The 24,844-nt window shown below is 72.4% G+C and carries 20 protein-coding genes and 1 tRNA gene; 11 read left to right on the forward strand and 10 right to left on the reverse strand.

The genetic code is table 11. From position 1 onward, the window contains the following. Nucleotides 1-38 precede the first annotated feature (38 nt). Nucleotides 39-2,546, reverse strand: a complete 2,508-nt coding sequence (locus BGK67_RS15100; RefSeq protein ID WP_069920582.1) for an SUKH-4 family immunity protein — start codon at nucleotides 2,544-2,546, stop codon at nucleotides 39-41. A 7-nt stretch (nucleotides 2,547-2,553) separates the two neighbouring features. After that, complete coding sequence (locus BGK67_RS15105; protein ID WP_079154193.1) at nucleotides 2,554-3,561, reverse strand: SMI1/KNR4 family protein; 1,008 nt, start codon at nucleotides 3,559-3,561, stop codon at nucleotides 2,554-2,556. Nucleotides 3,562-3,791: 230 nt separating this feature from the next. Here BGK67_RS15105 and BGK67_RS15110 point away from each other — a divergent pair, with 230 nt between their 5' ends. Together BGK67_RS15110 and BGK67_RS15115 are read left to right on the forward strand one after the other, a co-directional pair. Further along, nucleotides 3,792-4,394 (forward strand): YwqJ-related putative deaminase, encoded by a 603-nt coding sequence (locus BGK67_RS15110; RefSeq protein WP_079154194.1) that lies wholly within the window; start codon nucleotides 3,792-3,794, stop codon nucleotides 4,392-4,394. Between the two features lie 2 nt (nucleotides 4,395-4,396). Then, on the forward strand, nucleotides 4,397-4,906 hold the full coding sequence (locus tag BGK67_RS15115; RefSeq protein ID WP_069920584.1) for an SUKH-3 domain-containing protein: 510 nt from the start codon (nucleotides 4,397-4,399) through the stop codon (nucleotides 4,904-4,906). Nucleotides 4,907-5,058: 152 nt separating this feature from the next. Here the strand turns inward: BGK67_RS15115 and BGK67_RS15120 are convergent, their stop codons facing one another. Then, the gene (locus BGK67_RS15120) at nucleotides 5,059-6,342 is read right to left on the reverse strand and encodes a sensor histidine kinase (protein ID WP_069923871.1); all 1,284 of its coding nucleotides are present in this window, start codon (nucleotides 6,340-6,342) and stop codon (nucleotides 5,059-5,061) included. Between the two features lie 253 nt (nucleotides 6,343-6,595). On the opposite strand from BGK67_RS15120, the gene BGK67_RS15125 reads away from it, so the two are divergent. The 6 genes from BGK67_RS15125 to BGK67_RS15150 all read left to right on the forward strand — a co-directional run bounded on the left by BGK67_RS15125 (nucleotide 6,596) and on the right by BGK67_RS15150 (nucleotide 11,717). Further along, a tRNA-Gln gene (locus BGK67_RS15125) sits at nucleotides 6,596-6,666 on the forward strand. A gap of 122 nt (nucleotides 6,667-6,788) precedes the next feature. Further along, nucleotides 6,789-8,234 (forward strand): bifunctional UDP-N-acetylglucosamine diphosphorylase/glucosamine-1-phosphate N-acetyltransferase GlmU, encoded by a 1,446-nt coding sequence (gene glmU, locus BGK67_RS15130; protein ID WP_079154195.1) that lies wholly within the window; start codon nucleotides 6,789-6,791, stop codon nucleotides 8,232-8,234. Nucleotides 8,235-8,368: 134 nt separating this feature from the next. Beyond that, nucleotides 8,369-9,346 (forward strand): ribose-phosphate diphosphokinase, encoded by a 978-nt coding sequence (locus BGK67_RS15135; RefSeq protein WP_030716976.1) that lies wholly within the window; start codon nucleotides 8,369-8,371, stop codon nucleotides 9,344-9,346. 183 nt (nucleotides 9,347-9,529) lie between these two features. After that, on the forward strand, nucleotides 9,530-10,114 hold the full coding sequence (locus tag BGK67_RS15140; protein WP_069920586.1) for a 50S ribosomal protein L25/general stress protein Ctc: 585 nt from the start codon (nucleotides 9,530-9,532) through the stop codon (nucleotides 10,112-10,114). Nucleotides 10,115-10,204: 90 nt separating this feature from the next. Next, nucleotides 10,205-10,795: an aminoacyl-tRNA hydrolase gene (pth, locus tag BGK67_RS15145; RefSeq protein ID WP_069920587.1), complete on the forward strand. Its 591-nt coding sequence runs from the start codon at nucleotides 10,205-10,207 to the stop codon at nucleotides 10,793-10,795. 187 nt (nucleotides 10,796-10,982) lie between these two features. After that, on the forward strand, nucleotides 10,983-11,717 hold the full coding sequence (locus BGK67_RS15150; protein WP_069920588.1) for an LPXTG cell wall anchor domain-containing protein: 735 nt from the start codon (nucleotides 10,983-10,985) through the stop codon (nucleotides 11,715-11,717). A gap of 85 nt (nucleotides 11,718-11,802) precedes the next feature. Here the strand turns inward: BGK67_RS15150 and ppc are convergent, their stop codons facing one another. Then, nucleotides 11,803-14,574: a phosphoenolpyruvate carboxylase gene (ppc, locus tag BGK67_RS15155; protein WP_432215453.1), complete on the reverse strand. Its 2,772-nt coding sequence runs from the start codon at nucleotides 14,572-14,574 to the stop codon at nucleotides 11,803-11,805. A 346-nt stretch (nucleotides 14,575-14,920) separates the two neighbouring features. Between ppc and BGK67_RS15160 the strand changes: the two genes are divergently transcribed. Together BGK67_RS15160 and BGK67_RS15165 are read left to right on the forward strand one after the other, a co-directional pair. Further along, nucleotides 14,921-15,901, forward strand: a complete 981-nt coding sequence (locus BGK67_RS15160; protein ID WP_069920589.1) for an acyl-CoA desaturase — start codon at nucleotides 14,921-14,923, stop codon at nucleotides 15,899-15,901. After that, a complete protein-coding gene (locus BGK67_RS15165; RefSeq protein WP_079154196.1) occupies nucleotides 15,901-16,572 on the forward strand; it encodes a TetR/AcrR family transcriptional regulator in 672 nt (223 codons plus the stop codon). Before BGK67_RS15160 ends, BGK67_RS15165 begins: the two co-directional genes overlap by 1 nt. Nucleotides 16,573-16,859: 287 nt before the next feature. Here the strand turns inward: BGK67_RS15165 and BGK67_RS15170 are convergent, their stop codons facing one another. Further along, entirely contained in the window at nucleotides 16,860-17,726 is an 867-nt protein-coding gene (locus BGK67_RS15170; protein ID WP_069920591.1) for a trans-aconitate 2-methyltransferase, read from the reverse strand. A gap of 161 nt (nucleotides 17,727-17,887) precedes the next feature. On the opposite strand from BGK67_RS15170, the gene tamR reads away from it, so the two are divergent. Next, entirely contained in the window at nucleotides 17,888-18,385 is a 498-nt protein-coding gene (tamR, locus tag BGK67_RS15175) for a MarR family transcriptional regulator TamR (protein WP_069920592.1), read from the forward strand. Here tamR and BGK67_RS15180 read toward each other — a convergent pair. The 5 genes from BGK67_RS15180 to BGK67_RS15200 all read right to left on the reverse strand — a co-directional run bounded on the left by BGK67_RS15180 (nucleotide 18,344) and on the right by BGK67_RS15200 (nucleotide 24,818). Then, nucleotides 18,344-19,114, reverse strand: a complete 771-nt coding sequence (locus tag BGK67_RS15180) for a response regulator transcription factor (protein ID WP_069920593.1) — start codon at nucleotides 19,112-19,114, stop codon at nucleotides 18,344-18,346. The genes tamR and BGK67_RS15180 overlap by 42 nt on opposite strands. A gap of 487 nt (nucleotides 19,115-19,601) precedes the next feature. Next, nucleotides 19,602-20,561, reverse strand: coding sequence for a UDP-glucose 4-epimerase GalE (gene galE / locus BGK67_RS15185; protein ID WP_069920594.1), 960 nt, complete (start codon nucleotides 20,559-20,561; stop codon nucleotides 19,602-19,604). A gap of 75 nt (nucleotides 20,562-20,636) precedes the next feature. Beyond that, the gene (locus BGK67_RS15190) at nucleotides 20,637-21,326 is read right to left on the reverse strand and encodes a response regulator transcription factor (RefSeq protein WP_069920595.1); all 690 of its coding nucleotides are present in this window, start codon (nucleotides 21,324-21,326) and stop codon (nucleotides 20,637-20,639) included. Nucleotides 21,327-21,450: 124 nt separating this feature from the next. Next, entirely contained in the window at nucleotides 21,451-23,136 is a 1,686-nt protein-coding gene (locus BGK67_RS15195; protein WP_069920596.1) for an outer membrane protein assembly factor BamB family protein, read from the reverse strand. A gap of 41 nt (nucleotides 23,137-23,177) precedes the next feature. Next, nucleotides 23,178-24,818 (reverse strand): outer membrane protein assembly factor BamB family protein, encoded by a 1,641-nt coding sequence (locus tag BGK67_RS15200; RefSeq protein WP_069920597.1) that lies wholly within the window; start codon nucleotides 24,816-24,818, stop codon nucleotides 23,178-23,180. Nucleotides 24,819-24,844 lie beyond the last annotated feature (26 nt).

Genomic DNA, 24,844 nt, shown 5'->3' on the forward strand with positions numbered 1-24,844 from the left:
TCGAGGGTCTCGGCCCGGCCAGTCGACCGATCATCCGATCAGAGCAGTCCGTCCCACATCTGCTCCAGCAGCACCGACCACCAGCTCTCCGGCGAAGCCAGCGCCGCACTGTCGAGCCCGGCCAGATTCGCCTGGAAATCGACGGTCCAGCGGCCCGCCTGCTCCGGCGTCAGGTGCTGCCTCAGCCGCCACATGTGACCCAGCATCGCCAGCGAACGGGCGAACTGCGGCAGGCTCGAGTTCACGAACTGCGGGGGCACCGGAGCACCGCCCGGACCGCCCTCCACCGGCACCGCGACGATGTTCGCCGTGCCGTACTGCACGCACAGCGCCTTGCCGAAGTCGCTGCCGATGACGAGGTACGACCCCGCGTCCGAGGCCGGCTGCACCTGCCGCTGCGCGGCCAGCTCGGCCAGCGTCGGCACCGGCTGGCCCGGTACCGCCTGCGCCCAGAAGAACGGCCCGAAGTCGACGGGCAGGCCCGCCCACATCAGCGTCTGCGCCACGATCTCCGGTACGCCCTGGCGGGACACGGCCCGCTGGTCGAAGCGGAACACGCCCTGCGGGCCGAACGCGCCCGCCAGCTCCTGCCCGATCGCGTCCAGCGGGATCGCCGGCTGGAGCGGGACCTGCGGTACGGGCGCCCGTACCGGCGCGGGGCGCGCCGGGCCGTCCGCCACCTGGTGCAGCTCTCCCTGGTGGGTGAGCAGGTGGCGCATGCCCTGCTGACGGCCCGCGTGGTCCTTGCCGTACGGGGCCACGCTGGTGATCCGCACCTGCGGCCACGTCTCCCGGATCATCCGGGCGCAGTAACCCCCGGGCAGCTCGCAGGACTCCAGCTCGGTGTGCAGCTCCAGCACCTGCTGCGGCGGCACGTTCATGGCGCGCAGCTCGTGCAGGATCTGCCACTCGGGGTGCGGGGTACCGGGCGCGGACCGGCGGATGAGCTGCTGCTCGGAGCCGTCGGGGGCGCGGTAGCGGAGCACGGCCTGGTAGCCGGGGCCGACCGTGGGCGCGCCGCTGGGCGCCGGAGGCTGCGGCGCGGGCGCGGCCGGCGCTCCCGGCGGCGGGCCGGGGGGCGCCGGGGGCCGGCCGGTCACGGCCGGACCGGCCAGCATCGTCGCGGCATGGTCCAGCCCGCCACCGGGCACGCCGGGCGGACCGGGCGGCTGGGGCGCGCCGGCGCCGGGAGCCCCGGGCGGACCGGGAGGCGCGGGCGGCCGGCCCGTCACGGCGGGACCGGCCAGCATGGTCGCGGCATGGTCCAGCCCACGGCCGAGCGAACCCGGAGCACCGGGCGGACCGGGCGGACCGGGCGGCTGGGGCACACCGGCACCCGGAGTCCCCGGCGGACCGGGAGGCACCGGCGGCCGGCCCGTCACGGCCGGACCCGCCAGCATCGTCGCGGCATGGTCCAACCCACGGCCGAGCGAACCCGGAGCACCGGGCGGACCGGGCGGACCGGGCGGACCAGGCGGCTGGGGCACACCGGCGCCCGGAGTCCCCGACGGACCGGGAGGCGCGGGCGGCCGGCCCGTCACGGCCGGACCCGCCAGCATCGTCGCGGCATGGTCCAGCCCGCCCCCGAGCGAACCCGGAGCACCCGGCGGACCGGGCGGCGTGGGCGGGCCCTGCGGGGTGGACGGGCGGCTCGCGCCCGGTGCGGGCTCGGCCGGCCGGGAGACCTGGGCCTTGCTGGTCGGCGCGTCGGCGATGGAACCCGCGTCCTGCTCCAGCGCCGGGACGACCGCGGTCCTCGGCAGCCGGCTGCCGCCCGGCATCAGGGTGGTCTTCGCCTCGGGAGCCACCGCGGACGGCGGCGCCTCCTCCAGGTCGGACCCGGACAGCGGCGGCGCGAACACGGTCGCGGGCAGCGGCACGGACACGTCGTCCGCACCGGGGTTCACATCGGTCCCGGCCCACGGCGTGGACCCGGCCGGCACCCCGTCGTTGGCGGTCGGCTCGTAGGGGATCTCGCCGCCGCGGCGCAGCGGCACCGCGTCCACGGGCGCCGAAGGGGCGGCGGACGCCGAAGCGCCGGCGGGCGCCGGATCCGGACCGGGCGCGGCGCCGGCCGCCTCCGCCGAAGCCGGCACGTCGACCGGGGCCGCGGCGACCGGTTCGGGCGCCGCGTCCGGCACCGGGGCCGGGGCAGTCACGGCCGGGGGGATTCCCGCCCGGTCCGCCGCCTCCTGCAGCCACTCCGGCGGGCTCAGCATGAACGACGTCTGCTCGGAGTCGATCCGCGGCGGCGGAACCGAAGCCTCCGAAGCCGTCGCGGCAGCCGCGGCCCCGTACTCCTCCTCGTACCGGCGGATCACCTCACCCACCGGCAGCCCCGGCCACAGCGTCACCTCCCCGCTGTCCCGCGCGATGACCAGCCGCTGCCGGCCGCCACCGGAGACGGGACCGGCCGCGCGGTCCTCGGCCCACACCACGAACCCGAGCCCGAACTCCCGTACCCGCACCTCGCGGTGCTGGTACGCGGGCACGTCGCCGTTGATCCATTCCTCGGCGCGCTCCTGCGCCTGCGCGAACGTCACCACCGCGCCATCACCCCTCTTCCGAACCGGCACGGGGACCCGGCCCCGCCACGGGAACCGAGCGTGCGAATCCGCCGTCCACCATCAGACCGGCCACCGTCTCCAGTTCCGGCGGGTTACCCGCCAACCGCTCCAGAAAGGCGTCGAAATCACCGCCGCACGGCAGCAACAAACGCTCCACGCGCTCCTGCACGGACCAGCCGTCCTGATCGCGGGCATCGTCGTACGGGGAGAACCACACCGAACCGATGCCCTCGCCCTTCACCTTCAGGGCGAGCAGCCCGCCCTGCACGAAGGCCACGCACAGGTAGTCCTTCGTCAGGTGGTCCCGCAGGCACTTGTTGACGTAGACGAGGTCGTTGACCGCCGCCTCCTCGCGCACCGTGAGGAACGGCTGGTCCACCAGCAGACCGAGGTCCACGTCCAGGCCCGCGCCGATCGGCGCGCAGCCCCCCGCAGCCTTGAGGAACGAGCGGTACGCCTCCGGCAGCCGGTAGCCGAGGTCCTCCTCGACCCCCTGGACCTGCTCCTCGGAGACCGACACCACGGACTTCGGCAGCCCCATGTGCGCCGGGCGCACCTCCTGCAACGGCCGCGTCCCGCGCTTCGCATGGTCCACCGGCGCCGTCGCCAGCCCCGCGTGGTGCCGCAGCAGCGCCTTCACCTCGACGGGGACCAGCTCCATGCGGCGCGTACCCGCGACGTGGTGCCAGGTCCAGCCGTGCGGGGTCGCCACGGGGCCGACCGTGTCCCACAGCTCGTGCCCCGAGGCGCGCATCGCCGCGTTCGCGGAGACGTAGTCCGTCAGCCGCAGCTCGTCCACGCCGAAGCCCTCCGGCGGCTCCGCGATCTCCACCGCCGCGCGCGCGTACACGGAGAAGTCCGGATGCCCGTTGCCGTCCATCCGCACTCCGTGGGGATGCCGAGCGGCCCGGACCGGGTCCGGGAAATGCACGACCTGCCCCGAGTAAGCGGCGTTGGGTGGCGCGGCCTGCTGCCCGAGCCGACCTGTCGTCATGGCGGTAGCCCCCTGCTGGATCTGGCTGGTTCACCACAGCCTATGCGCTGGGGCAAGGGGCTCACCCGCGCGCGACCGGCACACCCGGCCGGCGGCCGGGAACATCCGAATTGATACGAATATTCGACCCCGCTTCCGCATGACAGATGACATTTGGCAGGCTGTCCCCGCGGCACGGGGGCGTGCGCGACAGCGGCCACCACCGCCGCCACGGGAGGGAAAGCACGACCATGCAGAACACGGCAACACGCACCGATCCGGGCGACTCCACCCCGGAAGCCCCGGGCACCCCGGGCATTCCGGGAGGCCCGGAAGGCTCCGGACCGTCAGGAACCGCTCCCGCGGGCGGCCCCGGAGGCGACCCCCGCCTGCGCTGGAGCAGCGCCGACGGCCGCCCCGCCGTGCCCGTCCTGCGCTTCCGCCGCGACGGCATCCTGCCCACCGTCGCCGCCGCCCTCTCGGTACGCGGCGAAACCCTCACCGGCACCGCCGGCAAAGCCGACCAGCCGCCCGTGCTCCACCCCCTCGTGCAGGATTTCCTCGACACCCTCACCAGCGGCCAGCGCGAACGTTTCACCGGCCGATGTCCGGAGGCGATCCTGCTCTCCCGCCACCTCGCCGCCGTCGAAGGCGCCCGCTCCCGGCGCGCCTCCCGCAAGCCCCTCTCCCCGAGCGAAGCCCGCCGCTCCCTCAAGCACGCGAAGATCACCGCCCGCCGCATCCGCGAGGACGGCGACCCCCTGCACGGCAGCTACGCGCCCCCGTGCCGCTCCTGCGACGCACTCCTCGCCCACTTCGGCGTACGCCCCGTCGACCTCACCCCCTCCGAGTAGCCATGACCACCGCCTCAGCCTCCTACGACCGCTCCTCGGCGACCCGCTTCTCCGTCGCCGTGGACTCCGCCCTGCGCACCGCCGGCTGGGAACCCGGCCGCTGGGACATCAAGCAGGCCGAGTTCTGGGCCGACGCGCTCCGCGACCACACCACCCCCGCGGGGCACCAGCACACCGTCTTCCCCGCGGCCGTCGAGGCCTGGGCCGAGTTCGGCGGCCTCACGGTCGGCGCCCCCGGGCCGGGCCGGCAGATAGCGCCCGTCACGGTCCGCCTCGACCCGCTGACCGGCCTGCACCTGGCCCGCACCTTCGCCGACCTGGGCCGCGCCCTGTCCACGCAGCTCTGTCCGCTCGGGGTCGAGGCCGACGGGGGCTCCCACCTCGCCCTCGACCGCGAAGGCCGGGTCTACGGCATCGACCACACCGGCGACTGGTACCTCGGCGCGGGCATCGACGAAGCCCTGACCCTGCTCCTCACCGGCCTCCAGCCGACCCGCCTGACCACCGGCTGACGCGGCGAGGACGGCCCGGACGCCCGGCCGACAGGGCGCCGGGCCGACAGGGCGCCGGGCCGACAGCGCCCCGAGCCGACAGGGCGACCACCGGGCAGGCGGCCCCGAGCGCAGGCGGGGCGGCCGGCCCGGGCCGCCCGCCCCCGCACCCCTCAACCCGCGGGAAGCACCGCCGACACCTTGAACCCGCCCCCGTCCGTCGGCCCGGACACGAACACCCCGCCCAGCCCCAGCACCCGCTCCCGCATCCCGACCAGCCCGTTGCCCCCGCTCGGCAGGCCGGGCTCGGCGGCCTTCCCGTCGCAGGGCCCGTTCTCCACCTGCATGGCCACCTCCCGGTCCCGGTGCGCGAGGCGCACGGTCACGCGGGCTCCGGGGGCGTGCTTGTGGCAATTGGTGAGCGCCTCCTGCACCACCCGGTACGCCGTCTGCTCCACCTCCGCCGCGTACGCCGCCCCCTCGCCGTGCACCACCATCTCCACGGCCATCCCGGCCGCCCGGGACTGCCCGACCAGCACCTCCAGCTCATCGAGCGAGGGCCCGTCGTCGAAGCTGCCCGCCAGCGCCACGGACACCGGCGGCGCCTGCGCCTGCGCCCGCGCCTGCGCCGCCGGCCGCACCGGCCGCACCGGCTTCTCGGCGGCCCGCAGCACCCCGAGCATCTCCCGCAGCTCGGTCAGCGCCTGCCGGCCCATGTCCCCCACCAGCGCCGCGTTCTTCGCGGCCCGGGCCGGGTCCTTGGCCGCGATCGCCTCCAGCGCGGCCGCGTGCACCACCATCAGCGACACCCGGTGCGCCACGACGTCGTGCATCTCCCGCGCGATCCGGGTGCGTTCCTCCGTGCGGGCCCACTCGGCCCGCTCCTCGGCCCGGTCCGCGAGCAGCGACAGCTCCCGCTCCAGCGAGTCCGCCCGTTCCTGCAGGCTCTCCATCAGCCGCCGCCGGGCCCCGATGTACAGCCCGAAGAGCACCGGCGGCACGGTCAGCGCCACCGCCACGAACCCGGACAGCGAGACCACGAGCAGGTGGTCGGCCTCGACGTCGCCGCGGGTCCGCAGGTACATCACCACGAAGGTCGCGGCCAGGGTCATCGAGGCCAGCGTGGCGATGATCCGCCGGGGCACCTCGGAGGAGGCCAGCGCGTACAGGCCCACCACCCCGAGCAGGAACCCCATCGCGGCGGGCGCCACGGCGATCCCCACCAGCACCACGGCGACCGGCCAGCGGCGCCGCAGCATCAGCGTGGCCCCCACCAGCAGCCCGAACAGCACGCCGACCGCGGTCGGCACCCCCGCCTCCCCGGCGAAGGCCACGCCCTCCCACGCGCACTCGACGGCGGACACCGCCCCGAGCCCCACGTCCACCACGACATCCCGCCGCCGCACCCACCACCAAGGCGGCCCAGCGCGGCCTTCCACATCCCCCGTACTGGTCATGCCGTCCAGCGTACGGGCGCCCCTCAGCACACCGCCGACCAGATTTCCTGCAAACCAGCGGTAAAAAGACGACCCTCAAGCGACACAACCCCAAGACGACCCGGAGGAACACCGGCGAGAACTATCGGGGCTGCCTCGCGGTTCGCGTTCTTCACAGCGCCGGCCTGTACCGTCGCGTCGAAGGGTGGTGGTGCGGCATAGTAGGGGCTGCATCCGAAGCCGATCACCAAAATCGGATACAGAGGACGAACCATCCCGGATCGTCTAAGGGCAGGACAAATGGTTTTGGTCCATTGAATGAGGGTTCGAATCCTTCTCCGGGAGCTCACGCACCATGACGCTCACGTCCGGGTCCCGACCTCCAAGGTCGGGACCCGGCCTCGTTTCGACTCCGTACCGCCCCGGTATCCTTCACGGGTCCACCCCCGAAGCCGAAGGGCATCCCCGTGAGCGCCAACCGCCCGGCAGCCGTCGTCGTACTCGCAGCGGGTGAAGGCACCCGCATGAAGTCGGCCACCCCCAAGGTCCTGCACGAGATCTGCGGGCGCTCGCTCGTCGGTCACGTCGTCGCCGCCTCCCGTGAGCTGGACCCCGCCCACCTCGTCGTAGTCGTCGGGCACGCCCGCGAGCAGGTCGCCGCCCACCTGGCCGGGATCGACGCCGGTGTGCGCACGGCCGTCCAGTACGAGCAGAACGGCACCGGGCACGCCGTCCGGATGGCCCTCGCAGAGCTCGGCGGGGTCGTCGGCGGCACCGTGATCGTCGTCTGCGGCGACACCCCCCTGCTGACCGGTGAGACCCTCGGCCGGCTCGCGGCGACCCACGAGGCGGACGGCAACGCCGTCACCGTGCTCACCGCCGAGGTGCCGGACGCCACCGGCTACGGGCGGATCGTGCGCGACGCCGGCGGCGCCGTCACTGCCATCGTCGAGCACAAGGACGCCACCGACTCCCAGCGCGCCATCCGGGAGATCAACTCCGGCGTCTTCGCCTTCGACGGCGCCCTTCTCGCCGACGCCCTCGGCAAGGTCCGCACCGACAACAGCCAGGGCGAGGAGTACCTCACCGACGTGCTCGGGATCCTCCGCGAGTCGGGCCACCGGGTGGGCGCGGCCGTCGGCGCCGACCACCGCCAGATCCTCGGCATCAACAACCGCGTGCAGCTCGCCGAGGCCCGCGCCCTGCTGAACGCGCGGCTGCTGGAGCAGGCAATGCTCGCGGGCGTCACCGTCGTCGACCCCGCCGGCACCTTCGTTGACGTCACCGTCACCTTCGGGCAGGACGCCCTCATCCACCCGGGGACGCAGCTCCTCGGTGCCACGCACATCGCCGAGGGGGCCGAGGTCGGCCCGAACACCCGGCTCAAGGACACCCGCGTGGGCCAAGGGGCCCGGGTGGACAACACGGTGGCCGACAGCGCGGTGATCGGCGACGGGGCCTCCGTGGGCCCGTTCGCCTACCTGCGCCCCGGCACGGTCCTCGGCGCCAAGGCCAAGGCCGGCACGTACGTCGAGATGAAGAACGCGACGATCGGCGAGGGCACCAAGGTGCCGCACCTGTCGTACGTGGGCGACGCGACGATCGGCGAGTACACCAACATCGGCGCCGCCAGCGTCTTCGTGAACTACGACGGCGAGCACAAGCACCACACCACCGTCGGCTCGCACTGCAAGACGGGCTCGGACAACATGTTTGTGGCGCCCGTCACCATCGGGGACGGCGCCTACACGGCCGCCGGATCCGTGATCACGAAGGACGTCCCGGCCGGCGCGCTGGCCGTGGCCCGCGGCCAGCAGCGGAATATCGAGGGCTGGGTGGCCCGCAAGCGTCCGGGAAGCGCTGCCGCGACGGCGGCTCAGTCGGCGGTCCAGGTGGACTCCGACGGCCGTTGAGGTGAACTGACCGGAAACGAGTACGTCAGCGACGGCGTACCGTGATAGGTGCACGCAATTCGGCTGGCTCACCGTGTGCGGGACGGACGCACGTGGGGGCGAGCAGCTTTCAACACGTCTGAGGAGACAGTGCTGTGACCGGGATCAAGACGACCGGCGAGAAGAAGCTGATGCTCTTCTCCGGCCGCGCCCACCCCGAGCTGGCCGAGGAGGTCGCACACCAGCTGGGAGTCGGCCTCGTGCCGACCAAGGCTTTCGACTTCGCGAACGGTGAGATCTACGTCCGCTTCCAGGAGTCGGCTCGTGGCGCGGACTGCTTCCTGATCCAGAGCCACACGGCTCCGATCAACAAGTGGATCATGGAGCAGCTGATCATGATCGACGCGCTCAAGCGCGCGTCGGCACGCTCCATCACCGTGATCGTCCCGTCCTACGGGTACGCCCGCCAGGACAAGAAGCACAAGGGCCGCGAGCCGATCTCGGCCCGCCTGGTCGCCGACCTGCTGAAGACCGCGGGCGCCGACCGCATCCTCACGGTGGACCTGCACACCGACCAGATCCAGGGCTTCTTCGACGGCCCGGTGGACCACCTGTCGGCCCTGAACGTCCTCGCGGACTACGTGGGCGCGAAGGTGGACCGCACCAAGCTGACGATCGTCTCCCCGGACGCCGGCCGCGTGCGCGTGGCCGACCGCTGGTGCGACCGCCTGGACGCGCCGCTGGCCATCGTGCACAAGCGCCGTGACAAGGACGTCGCCAACCAGGTGACCGTCCACGAGGTCGTCGGTGAGGTCAAGGGCCGCGTCTGCGTCCTGGTCGACGACATGATCGACACGGGCGGCACCATCTGCGCCGCGGCCGACGCGCTGTTCGCGCACGGCGCCGAGGACGTCATCGTGACGGCCACGCACGGCATCCTGTCGGGTCCGGCCGCCGACCGGCTGAAGAACTCCAAGGTCAGCGAGTTCGTGTTCACGAACACCCTGCCTGACCCGTCCGACCTGGAGCTCGACAAGATCACGGTGCTGTCGATCGCCCCGATGATCGCGCGCGCGGTGCGCGAGGTCTTCGAGGACGGCTCGGTCACCAGCCTGTTCGAAGAGCAGCAGTAACCGCTCCGCGGTAGATCCTTTTGGTGCGGCCTCCCCCGCCGGGTACACTCCATGAGTTGCTCGGCGAGGGAGGCCGTAACCGTTTTTGCGGTACGGACGCTCCGTTATCGACGCGCTCTTCGTAGCAGGCCGTTCCGGCCGGGTGACTGTCGTCCGTTTTCCGTCACCCCACGAGGAGTGAGCATGTCCGAGGTCAAGCTTTCCGCCAAGATCCGTGACACCTTCGGCAAGGGCTCTGCCCGCCAGGCCCGTCGCGACGCCCTGACCCCCGCCGTCATCTACGGCCACGGCACCGACCCGAAGCACGTCAACGTCGACGCCCACGCCCTTCAGCTGGCGCTGCGCACCCCGAACGTCCTGCTCCGCCTGGACCTCGGCGATGCCGGCACCGAGCTGGTCATCCCGAAGGCCGTGCAGAAGCACCCGCTGAAGCGTTCGATCTCGCACGTCGACTTCCTGATCGTCAAGAAGGGCGAGAAGGTCACCGTCGACGTCGCGATCGTCACCGAGGGCGAGCTGGCCGCCGGCGGCAACATGCTGGAGACCCTCCAGAACACGATCTCCGTGGAGGCCGAGGCCACCCACATCCCGACCGAGGTCACCGTCTCCATCGCGGGCCTCCACGCCGGCGACACCATCCACGCCAAGGACCTGGTCCTCCCGAAGGGCACCACCCTGGCCGTCGACGGCGACATCGCCGTCCTGCAGGTCGTGGCCCCGCAGGCCGAGGAGCCGGCCGCCGACGCCGCCGAGGGCACCGAGGCCTGAGCCTCGCCCCTCCCCCTCAGCAGTTGCTGACCGACCGCCGTCCGGCTCCACTGGAGCGGGACGGCGGTCGTCTCGTTGAAGGAGCTTTTGATGTCGGACGATGCGGCGCCCTGGCTGATCGTCGGTCTCGGCAACCCGGGACCGGAGTACGCGGGCAACCGCCACAACATCGGTTTCATGGTGGCCGACCTGCTGGCGGACCGGATCCGGGGGAAGTTCAAGGCGCACAAGGCCCGGGCGCAGGTGGTCGAGGGCCGCATCGGCCCGCCCGGACCGGCCAACCGCCGGGTGGTGCTGGCCAAGCCGATGACGTACATGAACCTGTCCGGCGGCCCGGTGACGGCGCTGCGCGACTTCTACAAGGTTCCGCTGGAGCGGATCGTGGCGATCCACGACGAGCTGGACATCGACTACCCGACGCTGCGGCTGAAGCTGGGCGGCGGGGACAACGGCCACAACGGGCTGAAGTCGATGACGAAGTCGATGGGTCCGGACTACCACCGGGTGCGCTGCGGCATCGGCCGGCCGCCGGGCCGGATGCAGGTCGCGGACTTCGTGCTGAAGGACTTCTCCTCCGCCGAGCGCAAGGAGCTGGACTGGTTCGTGGACCGGGCCGCCGACGCGGTGGAGTGCCTGATCCAGGAGGGCTTGGAGCGCGCCCAGTCGGCGTACAACTCCTGAGCGGGCTGCGGCGGCGCCCTGTAAGGGTGCCGCCGTGCGGGGATCGTTACATCGGACAAACCGGTGCCCGGGCTCTCAACTGCGCACCAATGCTGACGAGTGTCCCTTGACCGGAGCGGCTTCCTGTCACGAAGCTGAGCGCCGCCCCCCACGGCTCTTCCTCCTCATCAGTGTCAGAGGTACCTCCATGGCCTTTTCCAGGATCAGCCGGGCGGCTTTTGCCGTCGCCGCGTCCTCCCTGCTCGTCGCCGCCGGTACGGCTCCCGCCTTCGCGACCGACGCGTACACCATTCCGCTGCACCAGCCTGTCCCGATCACGGCGGATTCCTTCGGGAAGCCGGAGCCCAAGTGCGCCGACATACCGGCGACCCAGGACGGCTGGCACTTCATCGCGCCGGGCAGCCCGAACGAGATCTCGTTCGTGAAGCTGACGGTGACGTTCGAGCCGGGCGGCCGGCAGGTGATCACGTCCTTCGGCCCGCCGAACGACAACCACGCCTACGTGGCCTCCGCGCCGGGCGCCAAGCTCACTTCTGCCGTCGCCGAGGTGAAGGGCGGGCGGCTGGAGTGGTTCAACCTGTCGCACACCTGTCCGGCGACCGCGACCCCGAGCCCGTCGCAGAGCGCTTCGGCCTCTGCCTCGAAGACGCCGTCCGGGACGCCGTCGGGCACGACTTCGGGTTCGCCGTCGACGACGCCGTCCACGTCGGCCTCCGCCTCCGGTTCGGTGACACCGACCCGGAGCGCGAGCGGTACGCCGTCGGGCACGCCGAGCGCCGCGCAGAGCTCGCCGGCTCCGGCGCCCGGCGGTGACCTGGCCAAGACGGGGTCCGACCTGCCGGTGGCCCTGGTTTCCGCGCTGGCCGTCGCTCTGGTCGCCGCGGGCGGCTTCCTGGTGATGCGCCGCCGCCGGGCGCAGTAGCCGCTGCTGCCGTACGCAGAGGCCCCCGAGACGTCGTGCGTCGCGGGGGCCTCCGCGTGCCCGGGGCCGGGGCGGGGGCGCGGGCTCAGCCGGTGTTGCGCAGGCCGGCGGCCACACCGTTGACGGTGAGCAGCAGGGCGCGGCCGAGCAGCGGGTCCGGTTCCTCGCCGCGGGCGGCCGCGGCGCGCTGGCGGGCCAGCAGGGAGACCTGGAGGTAGGAGATGGGGTCCAGGTAGGCGTCGCGGACGGCGAAGGTCTGCTGGAGTACCGGGTGGGAGTCCAGGAGCTTTTCACCGCCGGTGATGCGCAGGACCTCGCGGACCGTCAGCTCGTGCTCGGCCTCGATGCGGGCGAAGACGTGCTTGAGGTGGTCGGGTACGAGGGTGTCGACGTAGTGTCGGGCGATCCGCAGGTCGGTCTTGGCCAGCGTCATCTCGACGTTGGACAGGAAGTTGCGGAAGAAGTGCCAGCGCTTGCCCATCTCGGTGAGTACGTCCTCCTGGCCGGCCTCGCGCAGGGCCTTCAGGCCCGATCCGACTCCGTACCAGCCGGGGACGATCTGGCGCGACTGGGTCCAGCCGAACACCCAGGGGATGGCGCGCAGGCCGTCGAGGCCGGCGCCGGAGTCGGGGCGGCGCGAGGGGCGGGAGCCCAGGTGCAGGTCGGCGAGCTGGTCGACCGGGGTGGCGGCGAAGAAGTACGCGGGCAGGTCCGGGTCCTCTACGAGCGCCCGGTAGGCGCCGTGGGCGGCGTCCGAGACGGTGTCCATGGCCGCGTCCCAGCGGGCGAGGGCCTCGTCGGACTGGCGGGGCGCGGTGTGCAGGGCGGAGGCCTGCAGGGTGGCCGCGACGGTCAGTTCGAGGTTCTCCCGGGCCAGTGACGGCACGAGGTACTTGTCGGAGATGACCTCGCCCTGCTCGGTGACCTTGATCTCGCCCTCCAGGGTGCCCCAGGGCTGGGCGAGGATCGCGTCGTGGGAGGGGCCGCCGCCGCGGCCGACGGTGCCGCCGCGGCCGTGGAAGAGGCGCAGCCTGACCCCGTAGCGGTGGGCGACGTCGCGCAGTCGGCGCTGGGCGCGGTGGATCTCCCACTGGGAGGTGGTGATGCCGCCGAACTTGGAGGAGTCGGAGTAGCCGAGCATGACCTCCTGGACGTCGCCGCGCAGTGAGACCAGGCGCCGGTAGGACGGGTCGGCGAGCATCTCGTCGAGGATGACGTCGGCGGCGCGCAGCTCGTCGGTGGTCTCCAGGAGCGGGACGATGCCGATCTTGGCCCAGCCGCTGTGCAGGTCGACGAGGCCGGCCTCGCGGGCGAGGACGGCGGCGGCGAACACGTCGTCGGCGCCCTGGCACATCGAGATGATGTAGGACTCGATGACCTCGGGGCCGAACTTCTCGAAGGCGTCCTTGATGGCGAGGAAGACGCCGAGGGTCTTGTGGCCGGCGGCGTCGAGCGGGGCCGGGGTGGGCGCCAGCGGTCGGCGGGAGCGCAGTTCCTTGGCGAGCAGCTTGCGGCGGTAGTCGCGGGGCATGTCGGCGTAGCGCCAGGACTCCTCGCCGAGCCGGTCGAAGAGCTGGCCGAGGGCGTGGTGGTGGGCGTCCGCGTGCTCGCGTACGTCCATGGTGGCGAGCTGGAGGCCGAAGGCGGCGAGGGTGCGGATGGTGCGGTCCATGCGGCCGTCGGCGAAGAGGGCGCCGCGGTGTTCGCGCAGGGAGGTCTGGATGAGGGTGAGGTCGGTGAGGAGCTCGGAGGTGCCGAGGTAGTCGCGGCCTTCCTCGTGGGGGGTGCCCTTGGCCAGGCGCGTGCGGGTGTTGACGAGCTTCTGGCGGATGCAGGTGGCCTTGAGGCGGTAGGGCTCCTCGGCGTTCAGCCGCTTGTAGCGCGGGCTGATCTCGGGGAGGCGTTCCAGGTCGGCCTGGAGGGAGGCGAGGAGTTCCTCGGTGGCGCCGGTGTAGCGGATGGAGTTCGACAGCAGGCCGCGCAGGAAGTCGATGAGTTCGAGGGCGTCGGTGATGCCGTGCTCGTGCTGGAGGATCAGCACGTCGCGGGTGACGTCGGGGGTGACGTTGGGGTTGCCGTCGCGGTCGCCGCCGATCCAGGTGCCGAAGGTGAGCGGGCGGGTCCCGGCGGGGAGCTCGACGCCGACGCGCTGGAGTTCGGCGGCCAGGTCCTCGAGGACGTCGCCGACCGCGCCGGCGTGCAGCTCGTCGAGGTAGTAGATGGCGTTGCGGGCCTCGTCGGCGGGCTCGGGGCGGACCACGCGCAGCTCGTCGGTCTGCCAGACGAGGTCGATGTTCTCGGCGAGCCGCAGGTCGTGGCGGCGGCGGTCGCCGGCGCCGGTGACGGGCTCCTCCAGCAGGGCGGCGATGCGGCGCAGCTTGTTGAGGACGCTGCGGCGGGCCGCCTCGGTGGGGTGTGCGGTGAAGACGGGGCGGACGTTGAGGTTCTTGACCGTCTCGCGCAGGTGCTCGGGGTCGGCGTCCTTGAGCATGTCGGCGGTGCGGGCGAGGAGCCCGCCCTCGGCCGCGCGGTGGGCGCGCAGCTCCTTGCCCCGGTGCACCTGCTCGGTGACGTTGGCGAGGTGGAAGTAGGTGGAGAAGGCGCGCACCAGCTTGGCGGCCGTCTCCAGGTCGGTGTCGCCGAGCAGGGCGGCGGCGGCTTCGCCGTCGGTGCGCGTCAGTGCGCGCACTTGTTCGACGAGGTCGAGGAGGCCCTGGCCTTCCTGGCGTACGAGGGTCTCGCCGAGGAGGTCACCGAGCCGGCGGATGTCCGCGCGCAATTCTGCGTTGGCGGTGGCGGCCGGGGTGACGGGGGCGGCCGGCTGGGTGGCCAGGGGGGCCTGGTCAGCACTGCTCACAGGTGCGGCTCCTTGCAGTGTTCGAGCGCTACTGGGCGGTGGGCTCCCGACCGCGCACGGCGATGCCGGTCCTGATGCGCAGCTCGGGCTGCCCGTGCGGACCGCGCTGTCCGACGAGAACAGGATAGGTGTCCGGGGCGCGTGCCTGGGCAGACGTCTCATCAGGCGGCTCGTTGCCCCCTTCCGGCGGTAGCCGGCGGAGGCCATGGCGCCCGCGCCACGGTCCCCGGCCGCGCTCCTGTTGCCGCGGGTTCCGGTTTTGCCATACTTACGATGCCGTAGGTTACGGATCCGTAGGTCCGTAGCCAGGGAGCCTGCCGACACTCTCACTCCCCAGGGGACCTCCATGACCACCAGTCCCGATCTGATCAAGGGCGCCTCCGCGTCCTCCGACACCTCTGAGCCGTCCGCGACACTGGGCGGCGAGAACAAGCGGTCCATCGAGCAGATCGCCCTTCTGCTGTTCATCACCGTTCCCTTCCTGGCGCTGCTGGCGGCGGTGCCGCTGGCCTGGGGCTGGGGGGTGAGCTGGCTCGACCTCGGCCTGATGGTCTTCATGTACTTCCTGGCCTGCCACGGGATCACCATCGGTTTCCACCGCTACTTCACGCACGGCTCCTTCAAGGCGAAGCGGCCGCTGCGGATCGTCCTCGCCGTGATGGGCTCGATGGCGGTGGAGGGCCCGCTGGTGCGCTGGGTGGCGGACCACCGCAAGCACCACAAGTACTCGGACCACGAGGGCGACCCGCATTCGCCGTGGCGGTTCGGCGAGACGGTGCCGGCCCTGATGAAGGGCCTGTGGTGGGCGCACGTCGGCTGGCTCTTCGACGAGGAGCAGACCGACCAGCAGAAGTACGCCCCCGACCTGATCAAGGACCCGGCGATCCGGCGGATCTCGCGCGACTTCGTCTTCTGGACGATGTTCTCGCTGGCGATCCCGCCGCTGGTGGGCGGTCTGGTCACGATGTCGTGGTGGGGCGCGTTCACGGCGTTCTTCTGGGGTTCGCTGGTGCGCGTCGCGCTGCTGCACCACGTCACGTGGTCGATCAACTCGATCTGCCACGCGGTGGGCAAGCGGCCGTTCAAGTCGCGTGACCGCTCGGGCAACGTCTGGTGGCTGGCGGTGCTGTCCTGCGGTGAGTCCTGGCACAACCTGCACCACGCGGACCCGACCTCGGCCCGCCACGGGGTGCTGCGCGGCCAGGTCGACTCCAGTGCCCGGCTGATCCGCTGGTTCGAGCAGCTGGGCTGGGCCACGGACGTGCGCTGGCCCTCCGCCGACCGCATCGAAGCCCGACGCAGGGAAACCGAGCCGAACGCGGCATGATGGGAGGTGTGGCGAACGACGGCGGTAATTCCAGCAGCGACAAGGCCGGGCGCGGCCGCCGGGTGCGGATGACGGGCGCGGAGCGGCGCCAGCAGCTGCTGGACATCGGCCGGGCCCTGTTCGCGGAGAAGGGCTTCGAGGGCACGTCGGTGGAGGAGATCGCGGCGAAGGCCGGGGTGTCCAAGCCGGTGGTGTACGAGCACTTCGGCGGCAAGGAGGGCCTGTACGCGGTCGTCGTGGACCGGGAGATGCGCCAGCTGCTGGACGGGGTGACGGGCGCGCTGACGGCCGGGCATCCGCGGGAGCTGCTGGAGCAGGCGGCGTTCGCGCTGCTGGACTACATCGAGTCCTACACGGACGGCTTCCGGATCCTCGTACGCGATTCCCCGGTCGCCCAGTCCACCGGCACTTTCGCCTCGCTGATCAGTGACATCGCCACGCAGGTCGAGGACATCCTGGGCCTGGAGTTCAAGTCGCGCGGCTTCGACCCGAAGCTGGCCCCGCTGTACGCCCAGGCGCTGGTCGGAATGGTGGCCCTGACCGGCCAGTGGTGGCTGGACGTCCGCCGCCCGGAGAAGGCGGAGGTCGCCGCGCACCTGGTGAACCTGGCCTGGCACGGGCTGGACGGCCTGGAGTCGAAACCGCAACTGGTGGGCCGCCGCAAGAGCTGAGCCCCCGCCCGCCCACGGCAGGACAGCGCCCCGCCACCGGATCTTTGGTGGCGGGGCGCCGTCGTGCGTGTGGCAGCGGCCGCCCGGTCAGCGGTCCCGGCCGAGGAGCGCCCGCCCGCTGCCCGTGCAATGGCGGGCCGGATGTTCTCTTCCGGTCCGGGCCGGGAGGCACCCGTCCTGGTCGCACCGGCGGGTTCGGCGGGCCGGACCCGTCCGATCCCGGCGCTCGTGGTCCCGCGGCCCGGGCGGCGCGGCGAGTCGCAGGCCGTCGGCTGCGGTCGGCATGGTCAGGCCTCCTTGCGGGCGACGGCGAAGATCCGGCGGAAGGGGAAGACGGTGCCGCGCGGGCCGGCCGGATAGGCCTCGCGCAGCCGGTCGCGGTATTCGGTGAGGAAGGCGTCCACGGCGTCCCGGTCGTCGCCCAGGGCGGTGAGGACGGGCCGCAGGGCGGTGCCCTTGACCCAGTCGAGCACCGGGTCGGGGCCTTGGAGCAGCTGGTGGTAGGTGGTCGTCCAGACGTCCACGGCGCAGCCGAGTTCGGTGAACCGGGCGAGGTATTCGGCGGGTTCGAGCAAGTGGATGTAGCGGGCGCCGTGTCCGGCGAGCCGGGCCCGCCAGCGCGGGGCGTCGCAGAGTTCGGCGAGCAGCGCGTGGCTGGGGGCGGTGAAGTTGGCGGGGATCTGGAAGGCGAAGGTGCCGCCGGGGCGCAGGCCGTTGATCCAGGCGGCGAAGGAGCCGGGGTGGCTGGGCACCCACTGGAGGGCGGCGTTCGAGACGATCAGGTCGTAGGGCTCTTCGGGAAGCCAGGTGGCGAGGTCCCCGTGGCGGAAGTCGAGGCTGCCGCCGCCGGCGGTGGGGCCGGCGTACTCCTCGGTGGCGCGGTGGAGCATCTCGGGGGAGAGGTCGAAGCCGGTGACGCGGGCCTCGGGCCAGCGGTCGGTGAGCAGGGTGGTGACGTTGCCGGGGCCGCAGCCGAGGTCGGCGATGCGGGCGGGCCGGGTGGGGAGCTCGGGTATGCGGGTCAGCATGTCAAGGAAGGGGCGTGCGCGATGGCCGGCGTGCCGGAGGTACTGCTGGGGGTCCCAGGTAGGTGCGGAGGGTGCGGTGGGCGCGGTGGGCGTGGGGATCCTGGCCTGTGCGGTATCGGAATACATGTTCGAGCCTCCCTGCTGGCGGGGCGGTCGGAAGCGGAATCAGTTCCGGCCCCCTCCATGCCCCATGGTCGCCGCATTTATATCTTGTCGTCAAGATACTTGATATCAAGATGCATGGCGTGAAGAGACTTCACATCGACAGACCCCTTACACTGATCGGCATGGAGGACGAGGTCGACCGACTTGTAGCGGCGTGGCGGCGGGAGCGCCCTGACCTCGACGTGGAACCGCTCGAGGTGCTCAGCCGCGTCAGCCGGCTCGCCCGGCACCTCGACCGCGCCCGCCGGCTCGCCTTCTCCGAGCACGGCCTGGAGCCGTGGGAGTTCGACGTCCTCACCTCCCTGCGCCGGGCCGGCGCACCCTACCAGCTCTCGCCCGGCCAGCTGTTGACCCAAACCCTGGTCACCTCCGGGACCATGACCAACCGGATCGACCGGCTCGCCAAGAAGGGCCTCGTCGAGCGGCTGCCCGACCCCAGCGACCGCCGGGGGGTCCTCGTGCGGCTGACCCCCGAGGGCCGCGACCGTGCCGACCAGGCCCTCGCCGGCCTGCTGGCCCAGGAGCGGGCGATCCTGGCCCAGCTCTCGCGCGCACAGCGCGGCGATCTCGCCGCGCTGCTACGCCAGTTGACCGCTCCGTTCGACAACATCCCCGGCTAGGTCGGCAGGCCGTACGCCGGCCCGCCGGGCCAGTGCCACCGCAGCGAGCGTGGAGTGCACACCGAGCTTGCCCAGCACGTTCTGCATGTGCGTGCGGACGGTGTGCGGAGACAGGAACAGCCGCGCCGCCACGTCCTTGCGGCCCAGCCCCGCCACCATGCAGCGCAGCACCTCGTGCTCGCGCGGGGTGAGCGACTCGACGAGCCGTTCGCTGTCCGTACGGTGCTTGCGGGCGGCGGTCAGCTCGCGGAGGACTCCGGTCAGCAGCGCGGGCGGCAGGTGCGTCTCCTCCCGCAGGACGCCCCGGATCACGGCCAGCAGCCGCGAGAGCGAGCAGTCCTTCGCCACCCAGCCACAAGCCCCCGCCTGCAGCGCGAGGGCCGCCCGCCGGGGATCGTCCCGCTCGGCGAGGACGACCGAGCGCACCCCGGGGTGGGACACGCGCACGCCCGCGACCAGCGCGATCCCGTCCGAGGCGGGCGGCGGCCCCGACCCGGAGCCCGGCTCCCGCTGGCCGGGCACGCTCCCGGCGACGGCGCCGAGGTCGGCGTCGACCAGCATGACGTCGAAGCGGCGGCCCTCGGCCACCGCCCGTTCGAGGCAGCGCAGCGCGGCGGGGCCGCTGCCGGCCGCGGACACGTCCACGTCCGGCTCGGCCGCGAGCGCGGCGGCGAGCGACTCGGCGAAGATGCGGTGATCGTCGACCACGAGAACCCGGATACGAACCACAAAACCCCCAAGGGTCGGGGAACGGACGACGGCGGGCACGGCGCCCGGACCGGGTGATCCGCAGACGCCTCGGCCGCCGCCGTGACACCTCTGCACTACCCCGGACCGGACGCCGTACCCGACTTGTCTCGACCCCTGAATCCACACCGGCCCCCACCGGTGTCACGCATCAGCGTAGGGCGCGGTGCGGCTCACGGTTGGCCGAATAGCAGAAGTTTTCCCCTGGATTTTCCGGCACGGCCGTCCCGAAGGGCCTTTGCGGTGGCTTGATTTCGCCGATGCCGAAGGTCCGGACGGCGGCCCCCGGACCGGCGCGTGCCACGGGCAGTTGCACGATGTGCAATTCACCCGGCGTGTGCACGCCGGGCGCCCGCGCACAGCGCCCGCGCACAGCGCACCGCGGACGTACGCGCGCCCCCCGCACCGGCAGGGTGCGGGGGGCGCGCGGGAAGAGCGTGTTCAGGAGGGTTCAGGAGGTGCGCACGGTTCAGGAGGTGTGCGTCCGCGCGAAGTTCCACGCGTCCGTGATGATGCCGGTGAGGTCCGAGCGGCTCGGGGTCCAGCCCAGCCGCTCGTGCGCCGTCCTGGCCGAGGCGACCAGCGCCGCCGGATCGCCGGCCCGGCGCGGGGCGACGACTTCGGGGATCTCGTGGCCGGTGACCTTGCGGACCGTCTCGACGACCTCGCGGACGGAGAACCCGCTGCCGTTGCCCAGGTTGCAGATCAGGTGCTCCCCGGCGGCGGCCGCCTCCAGCGCGGCCAGGTGGGCCTCTGCCAGGTCCGCGACGTGGATGTAGTCGCGCACGCAGGTGCCGTCGGGGGTCGGGTAGTCCTCGCCGAACACCGAGATCGACTCGCGTGCGCCCAGCGCCACCTGGAGGACCAGCGGGATCAGGTGGGTCTCGGGGCTGTGCCGCTCGCCGAACTCCCCGTACGCCCCGGCCACGTTGAAGTACCGCAGGGACACCGCGGCCAGGCCGTGCGCCACGCACTCCCCCGCGATCATGTGGTCCACGGCCAGCTTCGACGCCCCGTACGGGTTGGTCGGCGCGGTCACGGACGCCTCGGTCAGCAGGCCCTCCGCCGGCTCCCCGTAGGTGGCGGCGGTGGAGGAGAACACCAGCTTGCGCACGCCCGCCCCGCGCATCGCCGCGAGCAGGGCGAGGGTGCCGCCGACGTTGTTCTCCCAGTACTTGCCCGGGTTCACCACGGACTCGCCGACCTGCGAGGAGGCCGCGAAGTGCAGCACCGCGTCGTAGGAGGAGTCCAGGTGGCGGGCCGCGTCCTGGATCCGGCCCTCGATGAAGGCGGCGCCCGCCGGCACGCCCTCGCGGAAGCCGGTGCTGAGGTCGTCGAGGACGGTGACCTCGTGGCCCGCCTCCAGCAGGTGGGCCGCGACCACGCTGCCGACGTATCCGGCGCCGCCGGTCACCAGGTATTTGTGCATCGCCGTCTTGCTCACTCGCCTACTGCCTCTCGCGGGGGAGCACACGCGGGTGCGCGCGCGTGCTGGGTCGTGCCGTCAAACTACCGTCTGGCCCGACCCCGACGGCGCCGCCCGGTCGAGCAGGCCGGTCCGCGCGGCCAGCGCGGCCGCCTCCAGCCGCGATCCCACGCCCAGCTTCATCAGCACCCGCTGGACATGCGTACGGGCGGTGCTCGGCGCGATGGCCATGCCGGCGGCGATCAGCCGGGTGTCCTCGCCCTCCGCGACCCGGACCAGCACCTCCACCTCGCGCGGCGTGAGCAGCCGCAGCAGCCGGCTGCCCTCGTCGTCGGGCTGGGCGGCGGGGTTGAGCAGCTCCGCGAACGCGCCCTGCAGCAGCTGCGGGGCGATCGCCACCTCGCCCGCCCGGGCCTTGGCCAGCGCCCGCTCCACGCCTTCGATCCGCTCGTCGTGGCGTACGTACCCCGAGGCGCCCGCGGCGAAGGCGGCCGCGATCCCGCGCGGGCTGGGCACCGGGCCGAGGACGACCACGGCGATCTGGGGGCGTTCGCGCTTGATCCGGACGACGGGTTCGAACACCCCGGGCTCGGCGGGGGCGGCGGTGCCGAGGAGGCAGACCTCCGGGGCGCGGCTGATGACCAGTTCGGCGGCTCCCGCGGCCGGTGCGGCGGCGGCGAGCACGCGGTGACCGCGCAGTTTCAGGGCCGAGGCGAGCGCCTCGGCCAGCAGCCGGTGCTCGTCGACCACCACGACCCGTACGCCCATTGCGTGACCCACCCCCGACCCTTCTGCCCCGGCAAGCTACACGCTTGTTCGACGGTGCGCGGGGGTAACCGCGCAGAAGCCCCCGGAAGGCGGACCTTCCGGGGGCTTGCCTGTCGCGGGCCGGTCAGCTCGCGGTGAAGGAGGAGAAGATGTACTCCGGGTCCGAGGTGGAGGAGTGGGGCTTCTTCACCGTCGTACGGGCGAGGAACAGCTTGCCGTTGTGGTAGCGGTACTCGTGGTGGTCGGGCGAGTAGGCCGTCTCGATGCGCTGGGTCGTCTTGTCCGATGGGTTCTCCATCAGGACGGTTTCCTTCATCGTCTTGCCGTCGATGCTGACGATCTGGCCGCCCTTGTCGTACGGGGGCTCCTTGTAGGCGATGATGTTCGACCCGTCCATGCGCAGCGGGAACAGCTTGTACCGCTCGCCCGCGGGGGCGGCCTCGTTGGTCTGCTTGCCGGTCTCCAGGTCGAAGGAGAGCAGCTCGTTGGTCTTGCCGTAGGGGTCCTGGCCCTGGTGCTCGTACGAGGGCAGGTAGAGCTTGCCGTTGCCGACGACGAAGCCGAAGCAGCGCTCGACCTCGGTCTTGCACTCGCCGCCGAAGTTGCCGGAGGACAGCGAGATGCGCGCCTTCAGCTGGCCGGCCGGGTCGACGACGAAGAGGTCGCTGACGCCGGTGGCGTTCTTGGCGGTCTTGCCGACGTCGGCGGCGACGATCAGGGGCTTGGTGGAGACGATGCTGGCGTAGTCGATGCCCGCGGAGAGCTTGTACGAGGACTGCGGGGCGCCGGTCGCCGGGTCGAGGACCTGTGCGTAGAGCGTCGGGGTGGAGCTCTGGCCGCACTTGCGGATGACCGCGAGGGCCTCGCCGCCCGCGTAGCCCGCGTCGCGGCAGCCTTCGCCGTCCGTCTTGGGCAGCCACAGCGACTTGCCGTCGGCGAGGTTCCAGGCGGCGCCGCCCGAGGAGCCGCCCGCGGCGACCGTCTGCCCGCTGAGGGTGACCTCGTAGTAGGACACGGGCTTGTCGCCGCTGGTGGCGCTCTTGGCGTTGCCGGTCCACACCAGCTTGCCGGCCTCCAGGTCGATGACGGCGACCTCGGTGCACGGCGGGTACTTGGCCTCGGGCGTGGGCTTGGCGGGCCTGAAGAGCACGGCCGACTTCTTGTCGGTGACGTGCGGGGTGGCGCCGCACAGTTCACCGGGGAGGGGCACCTCCCACTTCTTGCCGCCGTCGACGAGGTTGTAGCCGACGATCTTGTACACGTCGGACTTCACGTAGGTGGTGTCGGTCAGCCAGGAGCCGGGGACCTGGACCATCTCGTCCGGCGTCGGGCTCGGCTGGTTGAGCAGCACCTTCGACTTGGTGTTGGCGGGCACCTTCTCGGTGCCGCCCGCGCCGGGCTGGGACTTGTCGTCGCCCGGCTTGGCGGGGCCGCCGTCCGCGGTGTCGTTCCTGCCGTCGCCGTCGCCGGAGACGTACCAGAAGCCGCCGCCGACGATGAGGACGATGGCCAGCAGGGCCGCGCCGACGATCATCAGCTGGGTGCGCACGTCGTTGCCGCCGCCGCCCGCGCCGCCGGCCGGGGGCTGGGGGCTGTACATGGGCGTGGTGGGCGGCCCGAAGGGCGGGGGCGTACCGGGCTGCTGCGGGTAGCCGTAGCCCGGTTCGGGCTGCTGCGGGTACCCGTACGCGGGCTGCGTCGGCGGCTGCTGCGGCGGCGCGGGAGGCCCGGGCGGCTGCGCGGGCGGGGGGTCCTGCGGCGCTCCGAAGCCGCCGGAGGGCGGCTGGCTGGGGGGCGGCGGGGTACTCATGGGTTGCTACTGCCTCTCGCTGGGCGGCTCGGTGGACGCGTTCACTTGCCGAAGACCATCAGGAGCTTCTCGTCCTTGCCCTGGGCGAGCAGACGGACGGTGGAGATGAAGAACCGCCCGTCCGCGTAGTCGACCACCGGGGCGAAGAAGGTGCTCTCCACCTCCGAGGCCGGGCCGGACGGGTGGCGCAGCACCGCGGTGGGCGTGCCGCCGCCCGCCGGGATCGTGAGGACCTCGCCGCCCATGCCGAACTCCGCCTTGCGGTAGGCGATCAGCTGGCCGTTCTCGGCCCTGAGCGGCACGATGACGCGCTTGTCCCCCGCGGGGACGCGCCACTTGGCCTTGCCCGTGCCCAGGTCGAAGGCGACGATCTCGTTGGCGGTGCCGATGTCGGTGGTCGTGGGCATGTAGAGGGTGCCCGAGTCGACGACGGTGGTGGCGCAGCTCTGCAGGGAGTCGTCGTGGTTCGTCCCGCACCGGGTGGAGAACTTGCCCTCGCCGGTGACGGTGGCGCGCTGCTTGCCGTCGGGGCCCAGGACCACGATGGAGCGCTCCTTGGTCTCCCGGTTGCCGAGGTCGAGGACGATCGGGTCGAGCGAGAAGACCCGGTTGACCCTCCAGCCCTTGGGCAGCCGGTAGGACCAGGTGCTCTTGCCGGTGACCGGGTCGGCGTCCTGGACCTCGACGGTGCTGTCGGCGTCGTGGCAGGTGGCGATCCCGAGCATCTTGCCGTTGCCCGCGGGATAGGCGCCGGGCATGCAGCCCTCGGACGGGCTGGCGAAGAGCTTGTCGCCGGTGCTGAGCTTGAAGGCGGTGGCGCGGGTGAGGCGGCTGACGGTGACGGTGTCCCCGGTGATGGCCAGGCTGGGGTCGACGAAGAGGTCGAAGGCGCCCTCCTTGGGCACCTCCTTCGACCAGCCCTCCTTGCCCGCCTTGAGGTCGATCAGCCGCATCTGGTTGCAGTTGGCGCTGTCCGAGTCGCCGTCCCGGTGCATGACGACGGTCTTGCCGTCGGCGGTGGTCTGGCGCGTGACGGCGCAGATCCCGGCGGGAAGGGTGAGCGTCCACTTCTCCTTGCCGTCGGCGACGGCGTAGGCGGTGACGGCCTTGTCCACGGTCTTGACGACGGTGTCGCCCACGACCCACTGGCCGTCGGTCTTCACTCCGGCGCCCGGGCCGTCGATCTTGGCGGTCTTGAGCCAGAGGACCTTGTCCTCGCCCTGCTTGCGGCCGGAGTTGAGGTCGGCCTCCGAGCCGCCGTTGCCGCTGCCGTCCCCCTTGTCGGCGGAAGGGGAGCCGGAGGGCTTGGCGTCGGGCGGGGCGGACTGCTGCGCGACGGGCGGCTTCGGGTCCTTGTCGTCGCCCCGGAAGAAGGCGAAGTACGTGCCGGCGCCCACGACGAGGACGCCCGCGACCGCCGCGGCGATCAGGACGGTCGTCTTCTTCTTGGGCGGGGGCGGCGTGCCGGGAGCGCCCGCCGGCATCGCGGGCGCGCCCGGGGGCGGCGGCGGGTAGCCGTAGCCGGGGACGGTCGGCGGCTGCTGCTGGACGGTCGGCGGCTGCTGGGCGTACGGGTTCGCGCCCTGCGGCGGCTGGCCGTAACCCGACTGCGGCGGGCCGGGCAGGTGTCCGTAACCGGAAGGTGTCGGCGGCTGGTTCGGCGGCTGGGGCGGCTCGGTCATCAGCGCGTACCTTCGGGGTCAGGGGT

The organism is Streptomyces subrutilus (assembly GCF_001746425.1).
Classification (GTDB): Bacteria; Actinomycetota; Actinomycetes; order Streptomycetales; family Streptomycetaceae; genus Streptomyces; species Streptomyces subrutilus_A.

What these genes read in the sequence shown, in the direction of transcription:
- BGK67_RS15140 (WP_069920586.1), top strand. Translation starts at nt 9,530, where the DNA reads ATGTCCGAGGTCAAGCTTTCCGCCAAGATCCGTGACACCTTCGGCAAG.
- BGK67_RS15195 (WP_069920596.1), bottom strand. Translation starts at nt 23,136, where the DNA reads ATGAGTACCCCGCCGCCCCCCAGCCAGCCGCCCTCCGGCGGCTTCGGA.
- tamR (WP_069920592.1), top strand. Translation starts at nt 17,888, where the DNA reads ATGGAGGACGAGGTCGACCGACTTGTAGCGGCGTGGCGGCGGGAGCGC.
- galE (WP_069920594.1), bottom strand. Translation starts at nt 20,561, where the DNA reads ATGCACAAATACCTGGTGACCGGCGGCGCCGGATACGTCGGCAGCGTG.
- BGK67_RS15120 (WP_069923871.1), bottom strand. Translation starts at nt 6,342, where the DNA reads ATGACCAGTACGGGGGATGTGGAAGGCCGCGCTGGGCCGCCTTGGTGG.
- BGK67_RS15160 (WP_069920589.1), top strand. Translation starts at nt 14,921, where the DNA reads ATGACCACCAGTCCCGATCTGATCAAGGGCGCCTCCGCGTCCTCCGAC.
- pth (WP_069920587.1), top strand. Translation starts at nt 10,205, where the DNA reads ATGTCGGACGATGCGGCGCCCTGGCTGATCGTCGGTCTCGGCAACCCG.
- BGK67_RS15150 (WP_069920588.1), top strand. Translation starts at nt 10,983, where the DNA reads ATGGCCTTTTCCAGGATCAGCCGGGCGGCTTTTGCCGTCGCCGCGTCC.
- BGK67_RS15110 (WP_079154194.1), top strand. Translation starts at nt 3,792, where the DNA reads ATGCAGAACACGGCAACACGCACCGATCCGGGCGACTCCACCCCGGAA.
- BGK67_RS15170 (WP_069920591.1), bottom strand. Translation starts at nt 17,726, where the DNA reads ATGTATTCCGATACCGCACAGGCCAGGATCCCCACGCCCACCGCGCCC.
- BGK67_RS15165 (WP_079154196.1), top strand. Translation starts at nt 15,901, where the DNA reads ATGGGAGGTGTGGCGAACGACGGCGGTAATTCCAGCAGCGACAAGGCC.
- BGK67_RS15200 (WP_069920597.1), bottom strand. Translation starts at nt 24,818, where the DNA reads ATGACCGAGCCGCCCCAGCCGCCGAACCAGCCGCCGACACCTTCCGGT.
- BGK67_RS15105 (WP_079154193.1), bottom strand. Translation starts at nt 3,561, where the DNA reads ATGACGACAGGTCGGCTCGGGCAGCAGGCCGCGCCACCCAACGCCGCT.
- BGK67_RS15190 (WP_069920595.1), bottom strand. Translation starts at nt 21,326, where the DNA reads ATGGGCGTACGGGTCGTGGTGGTCGACGAGCACCGGCTGCTGGCCGAG.
- BGK67_RS15115 (WP_069920584.1), top strand. Translation starts at nt 4,397, where the DNA reads ATGACCACCGCCTCAGCCTCCTACGACCGCTCCTCGGCGACCCGCTTC.